Genomic DNA, 17,315 nt, shown 5'->3' with positions numbered 1-17,315 from the left:
GCGATGTCCGTCGACGAGCCCATGTCAGTCGAGCGGGGTACGCAGGAACGAGCGGATGGCGGGGACGAGGTCGGCGTGGGCGTCCTCAAGCAGGTAGTGACCGGCGCGGGGATAGACGCGAGTCCGGGCGGCGGGAAAACGCCGTCGCCATTCGTCCAGCATGGCGCGGTCGAAGACCAGGTCGCCCAGTCCCCAGGCGATCAGCATGGGCCGGTCGGCGAACTGCGCCAGCGACATGCTGATGCCCTGCAGCAGAGGCCAGGAGGGGTCGCCGGGGCGCAGCGGAATGTCCTGCACGAAGCGCTGGACGGCCACGCGGTGCTCGGGCCGGTCGTAGGGGGCCAGGAACGCCGAGCGCACCTGGGCGGGCATCCGGCGCCGGACTCCCAGCGGACGCCGGGTGGCGCAGCGGGCGAAGAGGTTGTGGCGCAGGAACAGGCGGGTCCCCAGCCGGGTGTCGCGCAGCACCCGGAACGGCAGCCGCAGCAGGGGGCGTACGCGTTCGCCGTGCGGATTGGGAAAGGCCGCGGTGTTCAGCAGGACCAGGCGGGCGACCCGGCGGGGGTGGCGGCAGGCCCAGGCCATGCCGATCGGCCCGCCCCAGTCGTGCAGTACGAGCGTCCAGCCACGTTCGGGGGCGCCGCCGCCGGTGATGAGATGTTCGATCAGGGCGTCCAGGTCATCCACGCGGGCGGCCAGGTCGTAGGGGTAGCGGTCGGCTCCCGGCTTGTCTGACAGGCCCATGCCGATGTGGTCGGGGGCGATGCAGCGGAACTCCTCGCGCAGCGCGAGAATCGGCCGGCGCCACAGGTAACTCCAGGAGGGGTTCCCGTGCAGGAACAGCACCGGCCGTCCCGTCCCTTCGTCCAGGTAGTGCTGGTGCAGTCCCTCCCGGCACACGAACCAGCGGGAGGTGAACGGGTAGTCCGGGAACCCGCTCACCGGGTGTTCTCCGCGGCCAGGTGGGCGGTGAGCCGGGCCAGTCCTTCCGCCATGCTCACCCGGGGCCGGTAGCCGAGATCGCGTCGGGCCGCGGAGATGTCGAACCAGTGCGCCGTCGAGGCCTGCTCCACCAGGAACATCAGCGGCGGCAGGTGCCGTGTCAACGGCAGCCGTCGCATCCGCTCCAGCAGGCGGGCCGCCGACAGGACCGGTCCGGCCGGTGCCCGGCGGGTCACCGCAGGCAGCCCGGCGGCACGCAGCAGCAGGTTGAGCCACTCGCCGAAGCCGCAGGGCTCGCCCTGGGTGATGAAGTAGGCCCGGCCGGCCTGCGGCGAGCCGGGACGCAGCCGGTCGACAGCGAGCACGTGGGCGTCGGCGGCGTTGTCGATGTAGACGGTGTCGATGGTCTTGTCGGTCTCACCCAGCAGCCACAGCATGCGGCGATGCGCCACGAGCCTGGGCAGGAAGTGCGGATCGCCGGGCCCCCAGATGAGATGCGGACGCAGCGCGACCGCCGTCACCCGCCCGGCCGCTGCGGCGGTGAGGACGAGCCGTTCCGCCTCGGCCTTGGTACGCGGATAGGCGGCGGGGAAGCGCCGGGGGTAGGGCACGGATTCGTCCACTCCCTCCAGGTCCCGCCCGTCGTGGACGACGCTCGGCGAGGACGTGTGGACCAGGCGTGCCCCGTGGCGCTCGCACGCGTCCAGCACGTTCCGCGTTCCCGACACGTTGGTCTCCTCGTAGTCCCGGTCCCGCCCGTGTACGCCGGCCTTCGCGGCGCAGTGCACGACCGCCTCGCATCCGGCTACGGCGGCGAGCACCGCCGCGCGGTCGCGGACGTCGGCCAGGTGCTGGACGACCCCGAGTGCCGCGAGTGCGGGGCTATGGCGACGCTGAAGTGCGCGTACGGTGTCACCACGGGCGGCCAGTCGGCGGCAGACGGCCTCTCCCAGGAAGCCGCCTCCCCCGGTCACCAGGACCCTCATCGTCGGCCTCCCCGGACGCGTCGCGCGGCCCACCGGGCGAGCTCGTGCCGACGGATCTTGCTGTTGTGCCGGGCGTCGACCGGGAACCCGGGGTGGAACAGCACATCCCGAAGCGCGGCGGTATGTGGATGACAGGCCGCCATGTCCAGAATCTCGGCCCTCACCCGGGCCTTCACCCGGGACCTCACGCGCTCCCTTATTCGGGCCGTCACGCGAGCGTCGTCGTCCCGAGATCCCGATTCGCACTCCACGACCAGGATCGCACGCTGGGCACCGACGGGACCGACGCCGACCAGTGCGGTGCGGCGGACCCCCGGCACGGCCGCGAAGACGGGTTCGACCTGGTCGGTGTAGAGGTCGCCGCCGCTGGTGCGTACCCGTTCCGATTTACGTCCGGCGAACCAGAGCCGCCCCCGCTCGTCGAACCTGCCGACGTCACCCATCCGGTGCCAGACGCGATCTCCATCGCCGATCCGGGCCAGCGCGGTGGCCTGCGGATCGTCCAGGTAGGGATCGCCGACGGTGGGGGCCGCCACGACGATCTCCCCGATGGTTCCGGGTGGCACGACCAGGTCGTCACTCCACCGTTCGATGGGGTCATCACGGATCGAGATGACGCGCACCTCGGTGCCCGGAAGTGGCGGTCCGAGGCAGGTGCCCGCCCCTGCGGCGGTGGCAGCCGCGTGCTCGGCGAGCGAGCGGCTCTCGATCGCGGCCACCGGCATGCATTCCGTGGCGCCGTACACCGACAGCACCCGCGCGTCGTCACTCAGGCAGCCGCGCAGGCGGTACATCACCGGCATCGGCAGCGGCGCCCCGGCGGACACCACGTCGCCGAGCGTGTCCAGCACCAGGCCATGGGCGGCGCAGTGCCGCGCGAGCAGGTCCAGCAGCGCGGGCGGGGCGAACATCCCGGCCACGCGATATCGCCGGATGTCCTCCACCAGGGCGGCCGGGTCGGCACGCACCGGACGCCGCGGATCCATGTCCGGGATCACCACGGTCGCCCCGAAAGCCGCCGCACCCAGGGCGAACGGCGCGAACGTCGACAGCACGGGCGTTCCCGGTTCCACCGTGCCGAGCGGGCCCAGCAGGCCGAGCTGCGCGGCCAGGTGCCGATGGCGCAGTGGTACGCCCTTGGGCGGGCCGGTCGACCCGGAGGTGTAGGCGATCAGCGCCAGATCGTCGGGGCCGGCGGCGGAGGTCCGTCGTCCCGGTTCGCCGGGCCGACGGAGTCGCGCGAACCCGCCCGACGGCCCCCTGCCCGACGATCCCCTCCCCGACGATCCACCGTCTGGCGGCGCGGTGCCCGGCGGCCAGGCCGAGCCGCGGGGTCGCCGCGAGGAGACCGTGACGGACACGCGGACGTCAGGGGTCCAGCCCAGCAGCCTCCTGGCCAGTTGCGCCGCGGGAATCCCGATGAACGCCTCGGGCGCCGCCTGGCGCAGACAGCGCTTGATCGCGTTGAGCGGCAGCCCGGGATCGACCAGCACCGGCACCGCACGGAGCCGTGCCAGGGCGACGACCAGCGCGCCCAGCTCCGGACCCGGCGGCACCAGCAGGCCGGTACGCATGCCCGGGCGGATCCCGGCCTCGGCGAGAACAGCGACGGTACGGTCCACCGATCGCGACAGCTCCCCGTAGGTGGTGGCCGCCGGGGTGCCGCCACCGATCTGGCAGGCGATCACGTCGGGCTGCTCGTGAAACCAGCGCTCGGCACGGACGATCAATTCGCTCACCGGCTCGGCACGGACGATCGGCTCGCTCACCGGCTCGGCCGGGCCGGAGTCGCTCGGCGGGGTCGCCTGCGTGGTCACCGGATCACCACCGCACGACGACGATTCCGGCACTGGCCCCGCTGGCCAGGCCGACCAGGGCGACCAGGTCGCCGGGCCGTACCCGTCCCGATCCGACCGCCCGCGCCAGTTGCACGGGCAGCGTCGCCGCGACGAGGTTGCCGTGCTGGGCGATGGTGACGACGACCTTGCCCTGCGGTATGCGCACGTGGTCGCAGAACCACCACAGCGCCGTCAGCGATGCCTGGTGCACGCAGATGGCGGCGAAGTCGTCCCAGGTCAGCCCGAGATCGGCGAGGGGTTTGTGGAAGACGGCGTTGTCGATGTTCTCGATGCCGCGCACCAACCCGGCGGAGTCGACGATGAGCGGCCCGACGGTGGGCCGATCCGCCCACGGGTCGCTGGTGAGGTTGTCCACCGCGGAGACCGCCGCCCGCCATCCGGCGGAGTACGCGGAGAACCCGTGGGCGAGCACCCCCGGTTCCGCTCCGGCCTCCAGCAGCAACGCGGCGCCGGCATCGGAGACGGTGTAGGAAGCGGCGACGGTGACGTACTCCTCGGCGTCGGCCACGGTCCACGGCGTGGCGGCGGTGGGCAGCTCTCCGCAGCAGACGAGGACCCGCCGATGACGGCCGCCGGAGATCAGCGCGTCCGCCACCTGGATGGCGTTCAGCACGCTGTTGCAGGCGTTGCGTACGTCGAACACCGGGCAGCAGGCCCCGATCTTGGCGGCGACCATGTGCCCGGTGGCCGGCTCCACGGCGTCGGACGACACTCCCGCGTAGATGAGCAGATCGAGCTCGGCGGCACGCAGGTCGTTGTCCTCCAGGACCCGGCGGGCGGCGTGCGCCGCCAGGTCGGACGGTTTCTCGTGCGGGAGGGCGATGTGCCGGCGCCGGACCCCGCTGTAGTCGTGGATCAGTCCTCGGGGCAGGTCCAGGGTGGGGTTGCGGTCGGCGAGCCGGTCTTCCAGCTCGGTCGTGCTCAACGTGGTCTTCGGCAGGTGGGCGGCCACGCCGGTGATCCGGGTGTGCTGCTGGGTCAACGCAGACCTCTCTTCTGTGCCGGTCTTCTGCTCCGGTCTTCCGCTCCGGATTTCTGCTCCGGATTTCTGCGCGGGCTTCCGCGCCGGGCCCGGTCAGGCCGGCTCTCCGGTACGGGGGCTCACCTCGGCGGGCTGCCGTTCGCCGCGCAGGCCCAGGCGGATGATCAGGCTGTGGGCGATGTCGGCGACCGTGCCGCCACCGCGCATCAGCTCCATGGGCGGGATGTCGACGCCGAACCGGCCGCGGATGGAGGTCAGCAGCTCGGCGGCCATCAGGGAGTCCAGTCCGTACTCGTCCAGCCGCCGGTCGCCGGCGATCTGGTCGGCCGGGACGAGCAGGACGGCGGCCAGCAACCGGGTGATCTGCCCGGTGAGGTACGCGTACGCCTGCTCATGGCTCATCTCGGTCAGCGGCGACAGCGGATCGGACTCCTGCTCGATGCCGGGCGGCAGCACCGGGGACAGCCACGGACGCTGCAGGCTGGGCAGGACCTGCCGCAGCCGGCCCCAGTCGCAGCGGCCCACCATGGCGACGTCGGCGTGCTCGCCGAGCATGGTTTCCACGGCGTCCAGCGCCTGCGCGGGAGTCATCGACGGGATCCCCGCCTTGGCGAGCACCTCTCCCTGTCTGCCCCGGGTCAGCACCCCGGTTTCCGCGAGCGCGCCCAGGCAGGCCGTCAGCCCGGGCAGGCCCCGCCGGCTCCGCTGCCTGGCCAGCGCCTCCAGGAACAGGTTCGCGGCGACGTACGACGTCTGTCCGATGTTGCCTATGGGGGTGAGCGAGGAGTACATGACGAACAGGTCGAGGGGGCGATCCCGGGTCAGCTCGTCCAGCACCATCGCACCGGCGACCTTGGGGTGCAGTACGGCTCGGATTCGGTCGTCGTCGAGGTCGGCGAGCGGACCGTCGTCGAGGTGCATGGCAGCGTGTACGACGCCGCGTAACGGGTGGCCGCCGGCGTCCAGGTCGTCCAGGATCCGCAGCATGGCGTCGCGGTCGGCCGCGTCGGCCGCGTACGCGCGGACCTCCACCCCGGATCCGTCCAGTTCCTCCAGCAGGGCGGGAGCCTCGGGCGTCTCGGCGCCCCGGCGGCCGACCAGGGCCAGGTGGCGGGCGCCCAGCCGGGCGAGGCGGCGGGCCGTCGCCGCGCCGAACCCGCCCAGGCCGCCGGTGACCAGGTAGGTCGCCTCCGGGTCCAGCCGCGGCGCCATCCGCCGGGGCCGGACGGTGACCGGTTCGTCGCGCGGATCGAAGGAAACCACGATCTTTCCGATATGCCGTGAATGCCGCATCATGGCGAAGGCGTCGGCGACTCGGGCGGCCGGATACACCGTGTGGGGCAGCGGCCGGAACAGCCGGGAGCGATAGAGGGACGCGATCTGCGAGATGGTGTCGGCCAACAGCTCGGGCGCCTTCCACATGAGAGTCCCCACGTCCACGCCGTAGAACGCGATGTTGTCGGAGAACGGCCGCAGCAGCAGGGATCTGTTCTGGTAGATGTCCCGTTTGCCGAGCTCGATGAACCGGCCGCCGTGCCGCAGGCATTCCACGCCCCGGCCGACGGCCTCGCCGGCCAGCGAGTTGAGCACGACGTCCACGCCCTGACCCCCGGTCAGTTCCCTGACCTGCTCGGCGAAGAGCAGGCTGCGCGAGTCGAGGACGTGGTCGGCTCCCATCGCGAGCAGCAGGTCGCGTTTGGCGGCCGTACCGGCGGTCGCGATCACGCGGGCTCCGTGGTGCCGGGCGTACTGCAGCGCGGCCAGGCCCACCCCACCGGCGCCACCGTGGACCAGGATCGTCTCGCCCGGCCTGACACGCGCGCAGTGCCCCAGCGAATGGTGCGCCGTGCAGAAGGCCATCGGCAGAGTGGCGGCTTCGGAGAAGGTCATCCCCTCGGAGACGGGGATGATCCTCCACGCCTTGAGCCTCGCGTGGCTGGCGAATCCAACCGGTCCCGCGGCCATCACCCGGTCGCCGGGCCGCGTTCCGGTGATGGCGGCACCGACGGCGGTGACGATGCCGGCGCATTCCAGGCCCAGCTCGTGCCCGCCGAAGACCGCTTCGACGGCCTCGCTGGGCAGCAGGTCGACCGCGCGCATCACATCGCGGTAGTTCAGCCCGATCGCGCGTACCTCGACCACGACCTCGTCGGGATCGGGCCGCGGCATCGGGATCTCCTCCCAGGCCAGCGTGTACGACAGCCCGGGATCGCACACCTTCAGCCGATAGGCGCCGCCGGAGCCGGCGGGCATGCTGCGGGTGTGCTCGTCCGACTCCAGCAGCCGCGGCACGAAACGTCCCCGGCGGGTGAGCAGGATCTCGTCCTCCTCCCCCGGGTCGAGCAGCTCCGCGGCCAGGCGGGCGGCGTCCCGTACGGCGTCGCCGGTCGGGTGCAGGCAGACCCGGCGTATCGCCGGCCGCGGCTGCTCGTTGCTCAGCGAGCGCGTCGTCCCCCAGGTCGCGGCGTCCTCGGGGTGGAGCCGTACGTCGGTGAGGTGGGGTTCCGGGAGCGCACCGCAGGGCCGGGCCACCAGCCACATCGTGGTCACGACGTGCTCGGGCAGTTGCTCGCAGGCCAGCGCGACGGCCCGCAGCGCAGCGGCCCGCCGGGTGATCCGCTCGACGGCCGCCTTCGAATCCGGGTCGTCCGGTCCGCCCAGGATGACCGCGATGGTGACCGTCTGGGCGGTGGGCGGCACGTGCATGATCCAGTGGTCGGGATCGTCGCTGAGCCGGGTGTCGAGCACCTCGCCGCCACGGGTACGCAGCAGCGTGCGCAACTCGGCGGTCAGCTCGCCGGTGCCGTCCTCACCGGCGAGGATCCACATGCCGACGGCGTCCGGCACAGGTCCGGCGGCGGCCGGGGCCTCCTCAGCCGAAGCCCTCTCAGCAGTGGCCGAGACTCCCCCGAAGGATGCCAGCATCACCGAGAAGTCCTCGGCCGCGCGTTCGTCGTCGTCTCCGGTCTGGACGACCTCGGTGTAGCCCGCCTCCGCCAGCACCTTCCGCCATCCTTCCCGGGACAGCAGCGGCGAGCCCGGGCGCAGGTGCCCGTCGGCGAAGTCCCAGAACTCCTCCTGGACGCCGAGGAACGGCAGCAGGGTGCCCACCCGGTGCTGTTCCGTGATGAGCAACCGGCCGTCGGGAGCCAGGAGGATGGACAGGTGGCGCAGCGCGGCGGGCAGGTCACGGGCCAGGTGCAGGCTGTCGGCCGCGACCACGAGATCGAATTCCCCGGCGGTCAGCCCCTGCTCGACCGGGTCGGCGTCCAGGTCGAGGACGGCGTGGTCGACGAAGTCGACATCCGCGAAGCGCTGCCGCAGCCGGAACAGCGCCGCCTCGGCGAGGTCGGTGACCAGATAGCGGGTGCGGTCGGCGGGCAGGACGGGCAGCAGCACGGCGGTGGTGCCTCCGGTCCCCGCGCCCACTTCCAGGACGCGCAGCGGCCGGTCGACCGGCCACCGCCGGACGATCTGCTCGACGAGCGCGCGGGCGATCCGGTTGGTGAACAGGCTGACCGGCCCGACGTCGTGAAACTGCTCCATCAGCTCATGCCCGCCGCCGCTGCCCAGGACGTCCGCGCCGGTACGCCGGCCGGCGAGCAGTTCGGGCAGACACCGGCCGACCAGTACGGACAGGGCGCTCTGGGCGGCGAAGGCCGCTCCCCTGGTGAGCAGGTCACGGTGGAGGTCATTGGTCAGGTCAGACGGCTCACCCGGGTCCGCATCCGCCGGCCTCAGGCGAAGGCCGCCCTCGACCGGCCGCTCCAGCAGTCCGTACCGCTCCAGCAGCGGCAGGGCGGCGTGGAGCATGCGCCGGTAGTGCGCCACCGGGCACGCCTCGATCAGTTCCTCGATGCCGATCGACCGTCCCGCGGCCGGCGCGCCGAGCGCGCCGGCCAGCGTACGGGCGAAGACCTCTTCGAGCCGTGCCGCGTACCGCGGGTAGTCCAGCTCGTGCCACGCCGAGCGCAGCCGGTCGATCTGCTCGGCGGCGCCGGACAGGATCAGCCCGGGACCGGGGGCCGGCCACGGCTCGGCGGGCGTGCCGTACGTGCCGGGCGAGCCGGCTCGGGGAGCGGCACGTAACGCCGTCTCATAGCGGGTGACCGGGGTGACAAGGACTCCGGGCATCCGGCGTAGCCGGCAGCCCTCCACCTCGGCGGCGATCCGGCCGTCGGCGTCGGCGACCACGACGTCCCAGCAGACCTCCTCGGCGCTGCTGGAACGTTCCCGTACGTGTACAAGCCCTTCCGCCGCCGGCGTTCCCCACAGGCGGACGGAGCCGATCGCCGCCGGCATGTAGCCGCGGCCCGCGTGCAGCGACTCCACCAGCCACAGCACGCCGGCCTGCAGTGCGCTGTCCAGCACCACCGGATGCATCTGGTAGCGCCCCCGCCCCTGCTCCGGGCACGAGTAGGCGCCGAGCACCTCCCGATCTCCCGCCCACAGCTCGGTCAGGACCTGGAACCGCGGCCCCCACACCATCTGTCCCTCCGCGGCCCGCGCGTAGAAGCCGGGCACGTCCACACGGGTGCCGATGCGAGCGCGTAACGCGGCCACGTCCAGCGGCGGCGGGATCCGGCGCAGCAGCGGCCGTACCCGGGCCCTGAAGTGCTCGCGGGGCTGCTCGGCCTGCCGCTCGGCACTGGCCACGGTGACCACCCCGGTCTCCGCGTGCAGCGACGTCTGCACGTACACCGGATCGGCGGCGGCCTGCGACGGCACCACCATGGCCCGGCTGATGTCGGCCCTGTCCACCTCCACCGCCTCGGCGGCGTCCGGCATGGTGAGCCGGGCCGCGGCGATGGCCATCTCCACATACCCCGTGGCAGGCATGACCGCGGCGCCGGCGGCCCGGTGGTCGGCCACCCACGGCACCCGTACCCGGTCGATCTCCCCCTGCCAGGTGGGGTCCAGCACCGGCAGCCGCCGTCCCAGCAGCGGATGCCGGATCGTCGTGTCGACGTGGGTCCGCACCCAGGTGTGCGGGCCACCGATCCAGTGCCGTTCACGCTGCCAGGGGTAGGCCGGCAGCGATCGCACAGCGCCGGGGCGGGGGAAGTACCGATCCCAGTCCAGCCGCGCCCCGGCCGCTACGAGTTCTGCGACCGCCGAGCGGACGCGCGCCGGGCCCGGCTCGTCCCGGCGCGACGTCGCCACGACGGCCGCGCGTACCCGCGCGGTGCCGCTGACGCGGCGCAGGTACGAGCGCAGCACCGGATGCGGGCCGATCTCCAGCAGCACGTCGAAGCCGTCGCCGAGCACCCGCTCGACCGCGGCGGCGAACCGCACCGGCTCTCTGAGGTTCCGCCACCAGTGCGCGGCGTCCAGCTCCGGCCCCCGAACCAGGTCGCCTGTCACCGTGGACGCCATGGGGACGACCGCCGCGCGGGGCCGCAGCCCGGCGAGACCCTCGGCCAGGCGCTGCCGCACCGGATCCATGGCGGCGCTGTGGAAGGCGTAGTCGAGATCCAGCTCCCGGAAGAAGATGTCGCGCGAGGAGAGGTCGGCACCCAGCGACTTCAGCGATCCGTCCGGCCCGGCTACCGTGACGTCACGGTCGGAGTTGACCGCCGCGATCTCCAGCCGCGGGTGGCCGGCCAGGACCTGCCTGGCCGCGACCTCGGACAGCCCGAGTACGGCCATCCGGCCCTGCCCCCGGGTGAGCGACTGCGCCATGCCGCGCTCGGCGATCACCCGCGCCGCCTGGGCCAGTGACAGTGCTCCGGCGGCGTAGGCGGCGGCGACCTCGCCCACGCTGTGGCCGAGCACCGCTCCCGGCCGTACGCCCGCCGCCCTGAGCATCTCCACCAGGCCGACCTGGACGGCGAACAGCAACGGCTGCGCCACCTCGGTGGCCGACAGCCGCACCCGGTCGGCGGGCAGGGACAGTTCCTCGAGCACCGACCAGCCGAGCCGATCGGTCAGTTCGGCGTCGACCGCTTCCACGGCCGAGCGGAAGGTCTCGTCGGACAGCAGATCGGCGCCCATCCCGGCCCACTGCGAACCGTTGCCGGAGAACACGAACGCCACCCGCCCGTGCTCGACCGTCTCCGACTCCGCCACCGCCGCTTCCCCGGCTCCCGGCCCGCCCGCGCCGGACTCATGACCGGTCGGCTCGGGGGCGTCCGCCGGGCCCGTCAGCGCCCGCGCTGCCGCCGCGGCGGTATCGGCCAGCACCACGGCGCGGAACCGGTGCCCGCCGCGCCGCCGAGTCGCGGTGTAGGCCACGTGGTAGAAGTCCCGTTCATCGAGTGACGCCAGGTGCGCGGCGGTCCGTTCCACGGCTTCCCGCAGCGCGGCCCGGCTGCGCGCGGACACGACGACGGGCAGCGCCCCCGCGAGGGGCGCCGTCTGCTCGTCCCCGGCGGTCGATTCGTCCCTGTCCGTCGGCTCGTCCCCTGCCCTCGTGGGGGCGGGTGGTGCGGTCAGCACCACATGGGCGTTGGCGCCCCCGAACCCGAACGAGTTGACTCCCACCACGGGCCGCTCGCCGGCCGCGTCCACCGGTCGCGCCTCGACGGTGACGGCCAGCCCCAGGGCGTCGAAGTCGATGCGGGGATTGAGCGTGGCGGCGTGCAACGAGGGCGGGATCACCCGGTGCCGGAGCACCAGCAGGGCCTTGAACAGCCCCGGCATGCCGGAGGCGGGCTCCAGGTGCCCCAGGTTGGACTTCACCGAGCCGATGGGCAGGACTCCGCGCGTGCGCCGACCGCCGAGTGCCCGCCCCAGCGCCTGGCATTCGGCCGGATCACCCGCCTGGGTGCCGGTGCCGTGCGCCTCCACGTACACGATCTCGTCGGGGGTGATGCCCGCCGTGGCGTACACCTGCCGTAACAGGGCTTCCTGCGCTTCGGCGTTCGGCAACGCCAGCCCCATGGTGCGGCCGTCGTTGTTGGCGGCCGCGCCGACGATGACACCGTGGACGCGGTCCCCGGCGGCGATCGCGTCGGCCAGGCGCTTGAGCACCACCACGCCGCCGCCCTCCGCGCGTACGAACCCGTCCGCGTCCGCGGAGAACGCCCGGCACCGGCCGGTCGGCGACAGCATCGACGCCTGGCTGAAACCGATGAAGGGATGCGGGCTGAGCAGCAGGTTGACCCCGCCGGCCAGTGCCATCCGGCTGGATCCCTCCGCGAGAGACCGCCAGGCACGCTCCACGGCCGTCAACGACGACGAGCACGCCGTGTCGATGCTCATGCTCGGCCCGCGCAGGTCGAAGAAGTGCGACAGCCGGTTGGCCGCGATCGACAGGGCTCCCCCGGACATCGAGTAGGGGCCCGAGCCACTCGGCTCCAACGCCTGCATCGTGCCGTAGGCGGGATCCGAGATGCCGATGAACACTCCGGTATCCGTGCCCGCCAGCACCGCCGGATCGATGCCCGCGTCGTCCAGGGCCTCGACCGCCATCTCCAGCAACAATCGCTGCTGCGGGTCCATCGCGGCGGCCTCTTTGGGGGAGATGCCGAAGTAGGCGGCGTCGAAGGCGGTGACGTCCTCGTCGAGGAAGCCTCCGGCCCGGGTGTAACTCCTGTTCGGCCTCGGCACGGTGTCGTCGACGAACCGATCGGCCTCGAACCTGCTCGGCGGGATCTCACCGACGAGATCGGCGCCCTGCCGCAACGCCTGCCACAGCCCGTCCAGGTTCACGATCCCGCCGGGCAGGCGGCATCCCACGCCCACCACCGCCACCGCGTGCTCCGGCCATGTCCGCTCCGCCGTCGAGGCCCGCTCCGCTGACGCGTCGTCCGCGCTCATCTCACCCTTCCTGTTCAGGTCCACCACGACTCGGTGTCTCACCGGTCGGCTTACTGTCCCGGCCAGGGTCCGCCCAGCTCGTGTTGCGAAGTCATGTCCTGCTCCGCGTGGCCCGAATGGCGCCTCGCGGAGGACTGGGCGGGTCGGCACCATGTCATCACAACTCTTCGTACTTGCATAGGCACTCTGTGTATTTGCCCGAGAGAAGGATGTTATGTGAAGTAATGGGAAAATCAGCGAGCGTCCGCCTGGGACACCCCAGCTCCGCTGGAGACGTGCCGCTGTCCGGACGAGATCGGCGACGGCTCCGGACCGGCCGTGCGGTGGCCACGCGATCACCGTCGTGACCCGCGGCGTGACCAGCGTCGCTTCCCGCACCGGGACGGCGGCGAGGTCGTCGTGCGGCCGGGCGCGGTATGACTGCGGCGCGATCGCGCGGGCGAGCGAGATCGACCGGGCCGGCCGCGAGCGTGGTCCGAGACCCGAGATCCGGGCCTGGATGGTTCAGGAGGACAGGGCGGGGCGGTTCAGGAGGACAGGCCTGGACGGTTCAGGACGATGGGGCGGGGCCGGTCGAGTCGCGGACGCTGAGTGTCGTCGCGAGCTGCAGGTGCCGGGAGACGGGCTGGACCCCGTCCGCCATGCCGAGTACGGTCTCGACGGCCATCCGGCCCATGCCGACGAGGGGCTGCCGTACGGACGTGAGCCTGGGCGCGGTCCACTGGGTCTGCGGCGTGTCGTCGAACCCGGTGACCGACAGCTCATCCGGGACGGCGATGTGAAGCTCCTTGGCCGCGGCGAGGACCCCGACCGCGATCTCGTCGTTGCCCGCGACGATCGCGGTCGGCCGCTCATCGAGCGTCAGGACGTCATGGCCGTGCCGGAGCCCCGCCTCGACGGAGAACGCCTCGTGGCGGATCAGCGCGCGGTCCGGCGTGATGCCGGCCGAGTCGAGGGCGGCCTGGTACCCGTGGAAGCGTTCCGCCGAGGGGGCGGAGCCCGGCGGTCCGCCGATCCAGGCGATCCTCCGGTGGCCGAGGCCGATGACGTGTTCGGTCGCCGAGCGACCGCCCGCCCAGTTCGTGGATCCGATGCTGACGACGCGTGATTCCGTCGTGTCGATCGGGTCGATCGACACGACCGCCACCTCGAGATCCTCCGCGGCGAGAAGCACCGGGTCGGGTACGGCGACGGCGAGCGCGATGATGCCGACGACGCCGGACGCCTTCTGCTCGGCCATCCAGGCGCGGGCCGCCGTACGGCTCGTGCTGATCGGCTCGTCGGGCGGCAGGCGGAGAAGGAGCTCGGCCCGCGCGGAGGTCGTGGCCACGAGTATTCCCTGGAGCACGGTTCCGGCGTAACGTGACTCCACGAAGTCAAGCACGGTGACGAGGGACCGATTCCAGGTCTGCTCGTGACGCGCCGTCGTCGGCTTGTAGCCGATCTCGGCCATGACTTCGAGGACACGCTCGCGCGTTTTCGTCCCCACGTCGCTACGCCCGTTGAGGACCTTCGAGGCGGTCGTCGGCGAGACACCGGCCAGTCGGGCGACATCCGTCAGGGTGGCTCGCTCGGAACGACCTCGCCGTCGCATCGGGGCTCCCATCGGTCTACGAAATAATTTCGAACCTACCACGGGACCTCACCCTTTGCCGTTACCCCGATTTTGTCGGTGATTTCTCTCCTTCCGACCCGTTGACACAGGACAGAAGCCGATTTACTGTCCGAACAACAACGAATAAGTTGCGAAATAGTTTCGAGGTCGAGGACGAGAGGAGAGGCTCATGGGGCTCTCCTGGAAGGTAAGGCCCCTTTCCGCCGTACTCGTGCCGATGCCGGCGCCGGCCGCGTGCTCCGGCGGCAGGGACGGCGCGGGCGACGGCGGCGGTGACGAACCGGTGAAGATCACGATCTGGAGCTGGGACAGCACCGTCGCACAGGTCGTCCCGGACTTCGAGGCCGCGAACCCGAAAACTCCGAGAAATGAAGTGAGATCCCGATGAGCGAATACGCATTCGATTGCGCAATCAGTATCGACGGTGAGCCGTGCCGCGACAATGCGTTCCCACATGTCTGGAGCAGGTGTGTCGGCGCCGGACGGGCGAACGAAGCCCTGCGCGCGGACTGGCAGCAGCAGTTCGCCGAGGTCGTCGCCGCGTTCGGAATCCAGTACGTCCGCTTTCACGGACTCTTTCACGACGACATGTTCGTGTATCGGGAGAGCTACGGCGGCGGTTTCGGCCAGAACACGCCGCTCGCCTCGCCCGTCTACACGTTCAGCTATGTGGACAAGGTATTCGATTTCATCATCGACCGCGGCGTCCGTCCATTCGTCGAGCTGGGCTTCATGCCGCGCGAGCTGGCGACGGTGACCGAGACGCTGTTCTGGTGGGGCGCCCACTGCAGCCCGCCCAAGGACATGGCGCGCTGGGTCGAGCTGGTCACGAGGTCGGTCGAGCACTGGATCGACCGGTACGGCCTCGCCGAGGTGCGGGAGTGGCGATTCGAGGTGTGGAACGAGCCGAATCTGGTTCCCCACTTCTGGACCGGGACGAAAACCGAATACTTCGAGCTTTACGAGCAGACCGTGCGGGCGATCAAGAAGATCGATCCCGCGTTGAAGGTCGGCGGGCCGGCGACGAGCGTCTTCGTGCCCGACGACCGTTACAAGGGCGAGGTCGAGGACCGGTCGGCGACGCACGAGACGGCCGCCGCCGTCGACGTGGACGCGCTCGACTGGCGTCCGGTGTGGATCGACGACTTCATCGCCTGGTGCGCGGAGCGCGAACTGCCGATCGACTTCATCTCGACCCACCTCTACCCCACCGACTTCGCGTTCGACGCCAACGACGAGATCGTGCAGATCACCCGGTACGCCGACGCCACGTTCGACGACCTGACCCTCCTGCGCGAGCTCGTGAAGAACAGCGCGTATCCCGATGCGGAGATCCACATCACCGAGTGGTCGTCGTCGCCGTCGTCCCGCGACTTCATCCACGACACGCCGTTCGCGGCGACCTTCATCACGCGGGCGTACCTGAAGTGCGCCACCCTCGCCGACTCGATCTCCTACTGGACGTTCACGGACGTGTTCGAGGAGGGAGGCGCCGGGATCGGGCCGTTCCACGGCGGGTTCGGCCTGGTGAACGAGAGCGGCGTCCACAAGCCCGCTTTCCACGCGTTCACGATGCTGGAACGGCTCGGCGACCGGCTGCTCCTGGCGACGTCCGACGGGGTCGTGACCCGGGACAGCCGGACGTCGGCCGTGTCGGCGGTGTTCTTCAACTACCCCGAGGAGATGGCCCTGAGAGGCGTCGGCCTGGCGAACTCGTACGCCGAGGCACGCGCGCTGGCCGAGATGGGGCCGAGCCGGAGGATCCACCATGCGATCGGCGGACTGGAGCCGGGCGCCGCGTTCCTCGTCGAGATCGTGGACTGGGAGCACGGGAACGCCGCCGAGGCCTGGTACCGGCTCGGGTCACCGCTCAACCCGTCCCGGGCGGAGACCGAGCATCTGAGCAGGGTCGCCGACGCGCTCCGCAGGTTCACGCTCACCGTGCCCGAGACCGGGGTGCTGGACCTCGATGTCGAACTCGCGCCGTGGGCGGTGATGTCGTTGCGGCAGTCGGCATGACGCATGACCACACGACGAACGTCTCACCCCGCGCCGGGAAGGCGTAGTTCGTCCAGCGGCAGGGATCGCAGGAAGTCCTCCGCGTTGAAGATCTCCCCGGCGGTGACGACGCCGGGGACGACGCCGGGGGCCCGGCCACGGCCTGTCAGGATCCGCTCGGCGGCCTCCACCACGATCGGCGCGGTGATGGCGTAGATGTCGCGGCCGCGCGCCGCCGCCCGCCGCTGCTCCTCCCCGCGGCGTACGACGACCTCGACCAGGAAGACCTGGGCCGAGCGTCCGCTCGCGTCGGCCGCCCGTGGGCCGCCGGTCTCCGGGTCGCCGAGGTCCCTGAGCGGGGCGACGTTCAGGAAGGCGTCGATCCGCGCGACGTCGAGGTGGCGGGAGATGGTGACCACGTCGGCACTGGAGAACTCCCCTACGACGTCCTGTGTCCCGAACGGTTCGGAGAACGTCCAGGTCCCCTCCGGCGGCGGCTCGTCGCCGGCGAGGATTCGCAGGCGGTGCTCTGTGAACACCACCCGTCGCCCGGCCCGGCGCTGCCCGGCCAGCAGTGTGCCCCGGGTCGGGCGCCAGCCGTCCAGGGCGACCGCGATCGAGATCTCGTCGGCCGCCGCCCGGTCACCGACGGCGACGGTGGCGAGCAGATCGCCGAGCGCGCCGTAGAACGCCATCACCGGCGCCACCACGATGCCCGCCTCCTTCACCCGCCGGTCGTCCCGGTAGGTGTCGAAAGTGTCGATCGCGACCAGGGACTCCCCGGTGATGTCCAGGTAATGGATCCCGGAGCGCAGCGCGGCCTCGATCAGCGGCGGGGCGGTGTCGCCGAACGGCCCGGCACAGTTGATCACCGCGTCCGCGCCGGCGATCGCGCGGTCGAGCGCGGCCGGGTCGTCGACCGAGGCGATCCGCCGCTCCACGCCGGGGTGGGCCGCGGCCGCCGCCGCCAGCTTCGTCGCGTCCCGCCCGGACAGCACCGGCGTCCATCCCCGCTCCAGCAGCTCCGCCGTCACGAACCCGGCCGTGTGCCCGTACGCGCCGAACACCGCGACCACCGGCTTCGCACGCCCGTGGCCGGGCCGGCCGTCGATCTCCGTCATCGTTCTCCTCCATCTGCTCCGGCTGCGGGGACTCCCTTCGATCGTGCTGAG

9 protein-coding genes are annotated in these 17,315 nt (G+C 71.8%); 2 read left to right on the top strand and 7 right to left on the bottom strand.

The window, feature by feature from the left end:
- Window positions 1–24: 24 nt before the first annotated feature.
- The 6 genes from ACQP1K_RS01075 to ACQP1K_RS01050 all read right to left on the bottom strand — a co-directional run bounded on the left by ACQP1K_RS01075 (window position 25) and on the right by ACQP1K_RS01050 (window position 14,124).
- Complete coding sequence (locus ACQP1K_RS01075) at window positions 25–942, bottom strand: alpha/beta fold hydrolase (RefSeq protein WP_433498987.1); 918 nt, start codon at window positions 940–942, stop codon at window positions 25–27.
- On the bottom strand, window positions 939–1,928 hold the full coding sequence (locus ACQP1K_RS01070) for an NAD-dependent epimerase/dehydratase family protein (protein ID WP_433498986.1): 990 nt from the start codon (window positions 1,926–1,928) through the stop codon (window positions 939–941). The genes ACQP1K_RS01075 and ACQP1K_RS01070 overlap by 4 nt, the downstream gene beginning before the upstream one ends.
- Window positions 1,925–3,745, bottom strand: coding sequence for a fatty acid CoA ligase family protein (locus tag ACQP1K_RS01065; protein WP_433498985.1), 1,821 nt, complete (start codon window positions 3,743–3,745; stop codon window positions 1,925–1,927). Before ACQP1K_RS01065 ends, ACQP1K_RS01070 begins: the two co-directional genes overlap by 4 nt.
- Window positions 3,746–3,749: 4 nt before the next feature.
- Window positions 3,750–4,769 carry a 3-oxoacyl-ACP synthase III family protein gene (locus tag ACQP1K_RS01060; RefSeq protein ID WP_433498984.1) on the bottom strand — a complete coding sequence of 340 codons (1,020 nt, stop codon included), beginning with the start codon at window positions 4,767–4,769 and terminating at the stop codon, window positions 3,750–3,752.
- 93 nt (window positions 4,770–4,862) lie between these two features.
- Window positions 4,863–12,530, bottom strand: coding sequence for an SDR family NAD(P)-dependent oxidoreductase (locus ACQP1K_RS01055; RefSeq protein WP_433498983.1), 7,668 nt, complete (start codon window positions 12,528–12,530; stop codon window positions 4,863–4,865).
- Window positions 12,531–13,080: 550 nt separating this feature from the next.
- Window positions 13,081–14,124, bottom strand: coding sequence for a LacI family DNA-binding transcriptional regulator (locus tag ACQP1K_RS01050; RefSeq protein ID WP_433498982.1), 1,044 nt, complete (start codon window positions 14,122–14,124; stop codon window positions 13,081–13,083).
- A gap of 190 nt (window positions 14,125–14,314) precedes the next feature.
- Here ACQP1K_RS01050 and ACQP1K_RS01045 point away from each other — a divergent pair, with 190 nt between their 5' ends.
- Both ACQP1K_RS01045 and ACQP1K_RS01040 read left to right on the top strand, forming a co-directional pair.
- Window positions 14,315–14,533 (top strand): hypothetical protein, encoded by a 219-nt coding sequence (locus ACQP1K_RS01045; RefSeq protein WP_433498981.1) that lies wholly within the window; start codon window positions 14,315–14,317, stop codon window positions 14,531–14,533.
- Window positions 14,530–16,164: a GH39 family glycosyl hydrolase gene (locus ACQP1K_RS01040; protein WP_433498980.1), complete on the top strand. Its 1,635-nt coding sequence runs from the start codon at window positions 14,530–14,532 to the stop codon at window positions 16,162–16,164. Before ACQP1K_RS01045 ends, ACQP1K_RS01040 begins: the two co-directional genes overlap by 4 nt.
- A gap of 23 nt (window positions 16,165–16,187) precedes the next feature.
- Here the strand turns inward: ACQP1K_RS01040 and ACQP1K_RS01035 are convergent, their stop codons facing one another.
- On the bottom strand, window positions 16,188–17,264 hold the full coding sequence (locus ACQP1K_RS01035) for a saccharopine dehydrogenase family protein (RefSeq protein WP_433498979.1): 1,077 nt from the start codon (window positions 17,262–17,264) through the stop codon (window positions 16,188–16,190).
- Between the last annotated feature and the right edge of the window lie 51 nt (window positions 17,265–17,315).

The organism is Sphaerimonospora sp. CA-214678, from assembly GCF_050942215.1.
Classification (GTDB): Bacteria; Actinomycetota; Actinomycetes; order Streptosporangiales; family Streptosporangiaceae; genus Sphaerimonospora.
The sequence above is the reverse complement of the archived record's forward strand: the minus strand, read 5'-3'. Positions and strand labels throughout refer to the sequence as shown.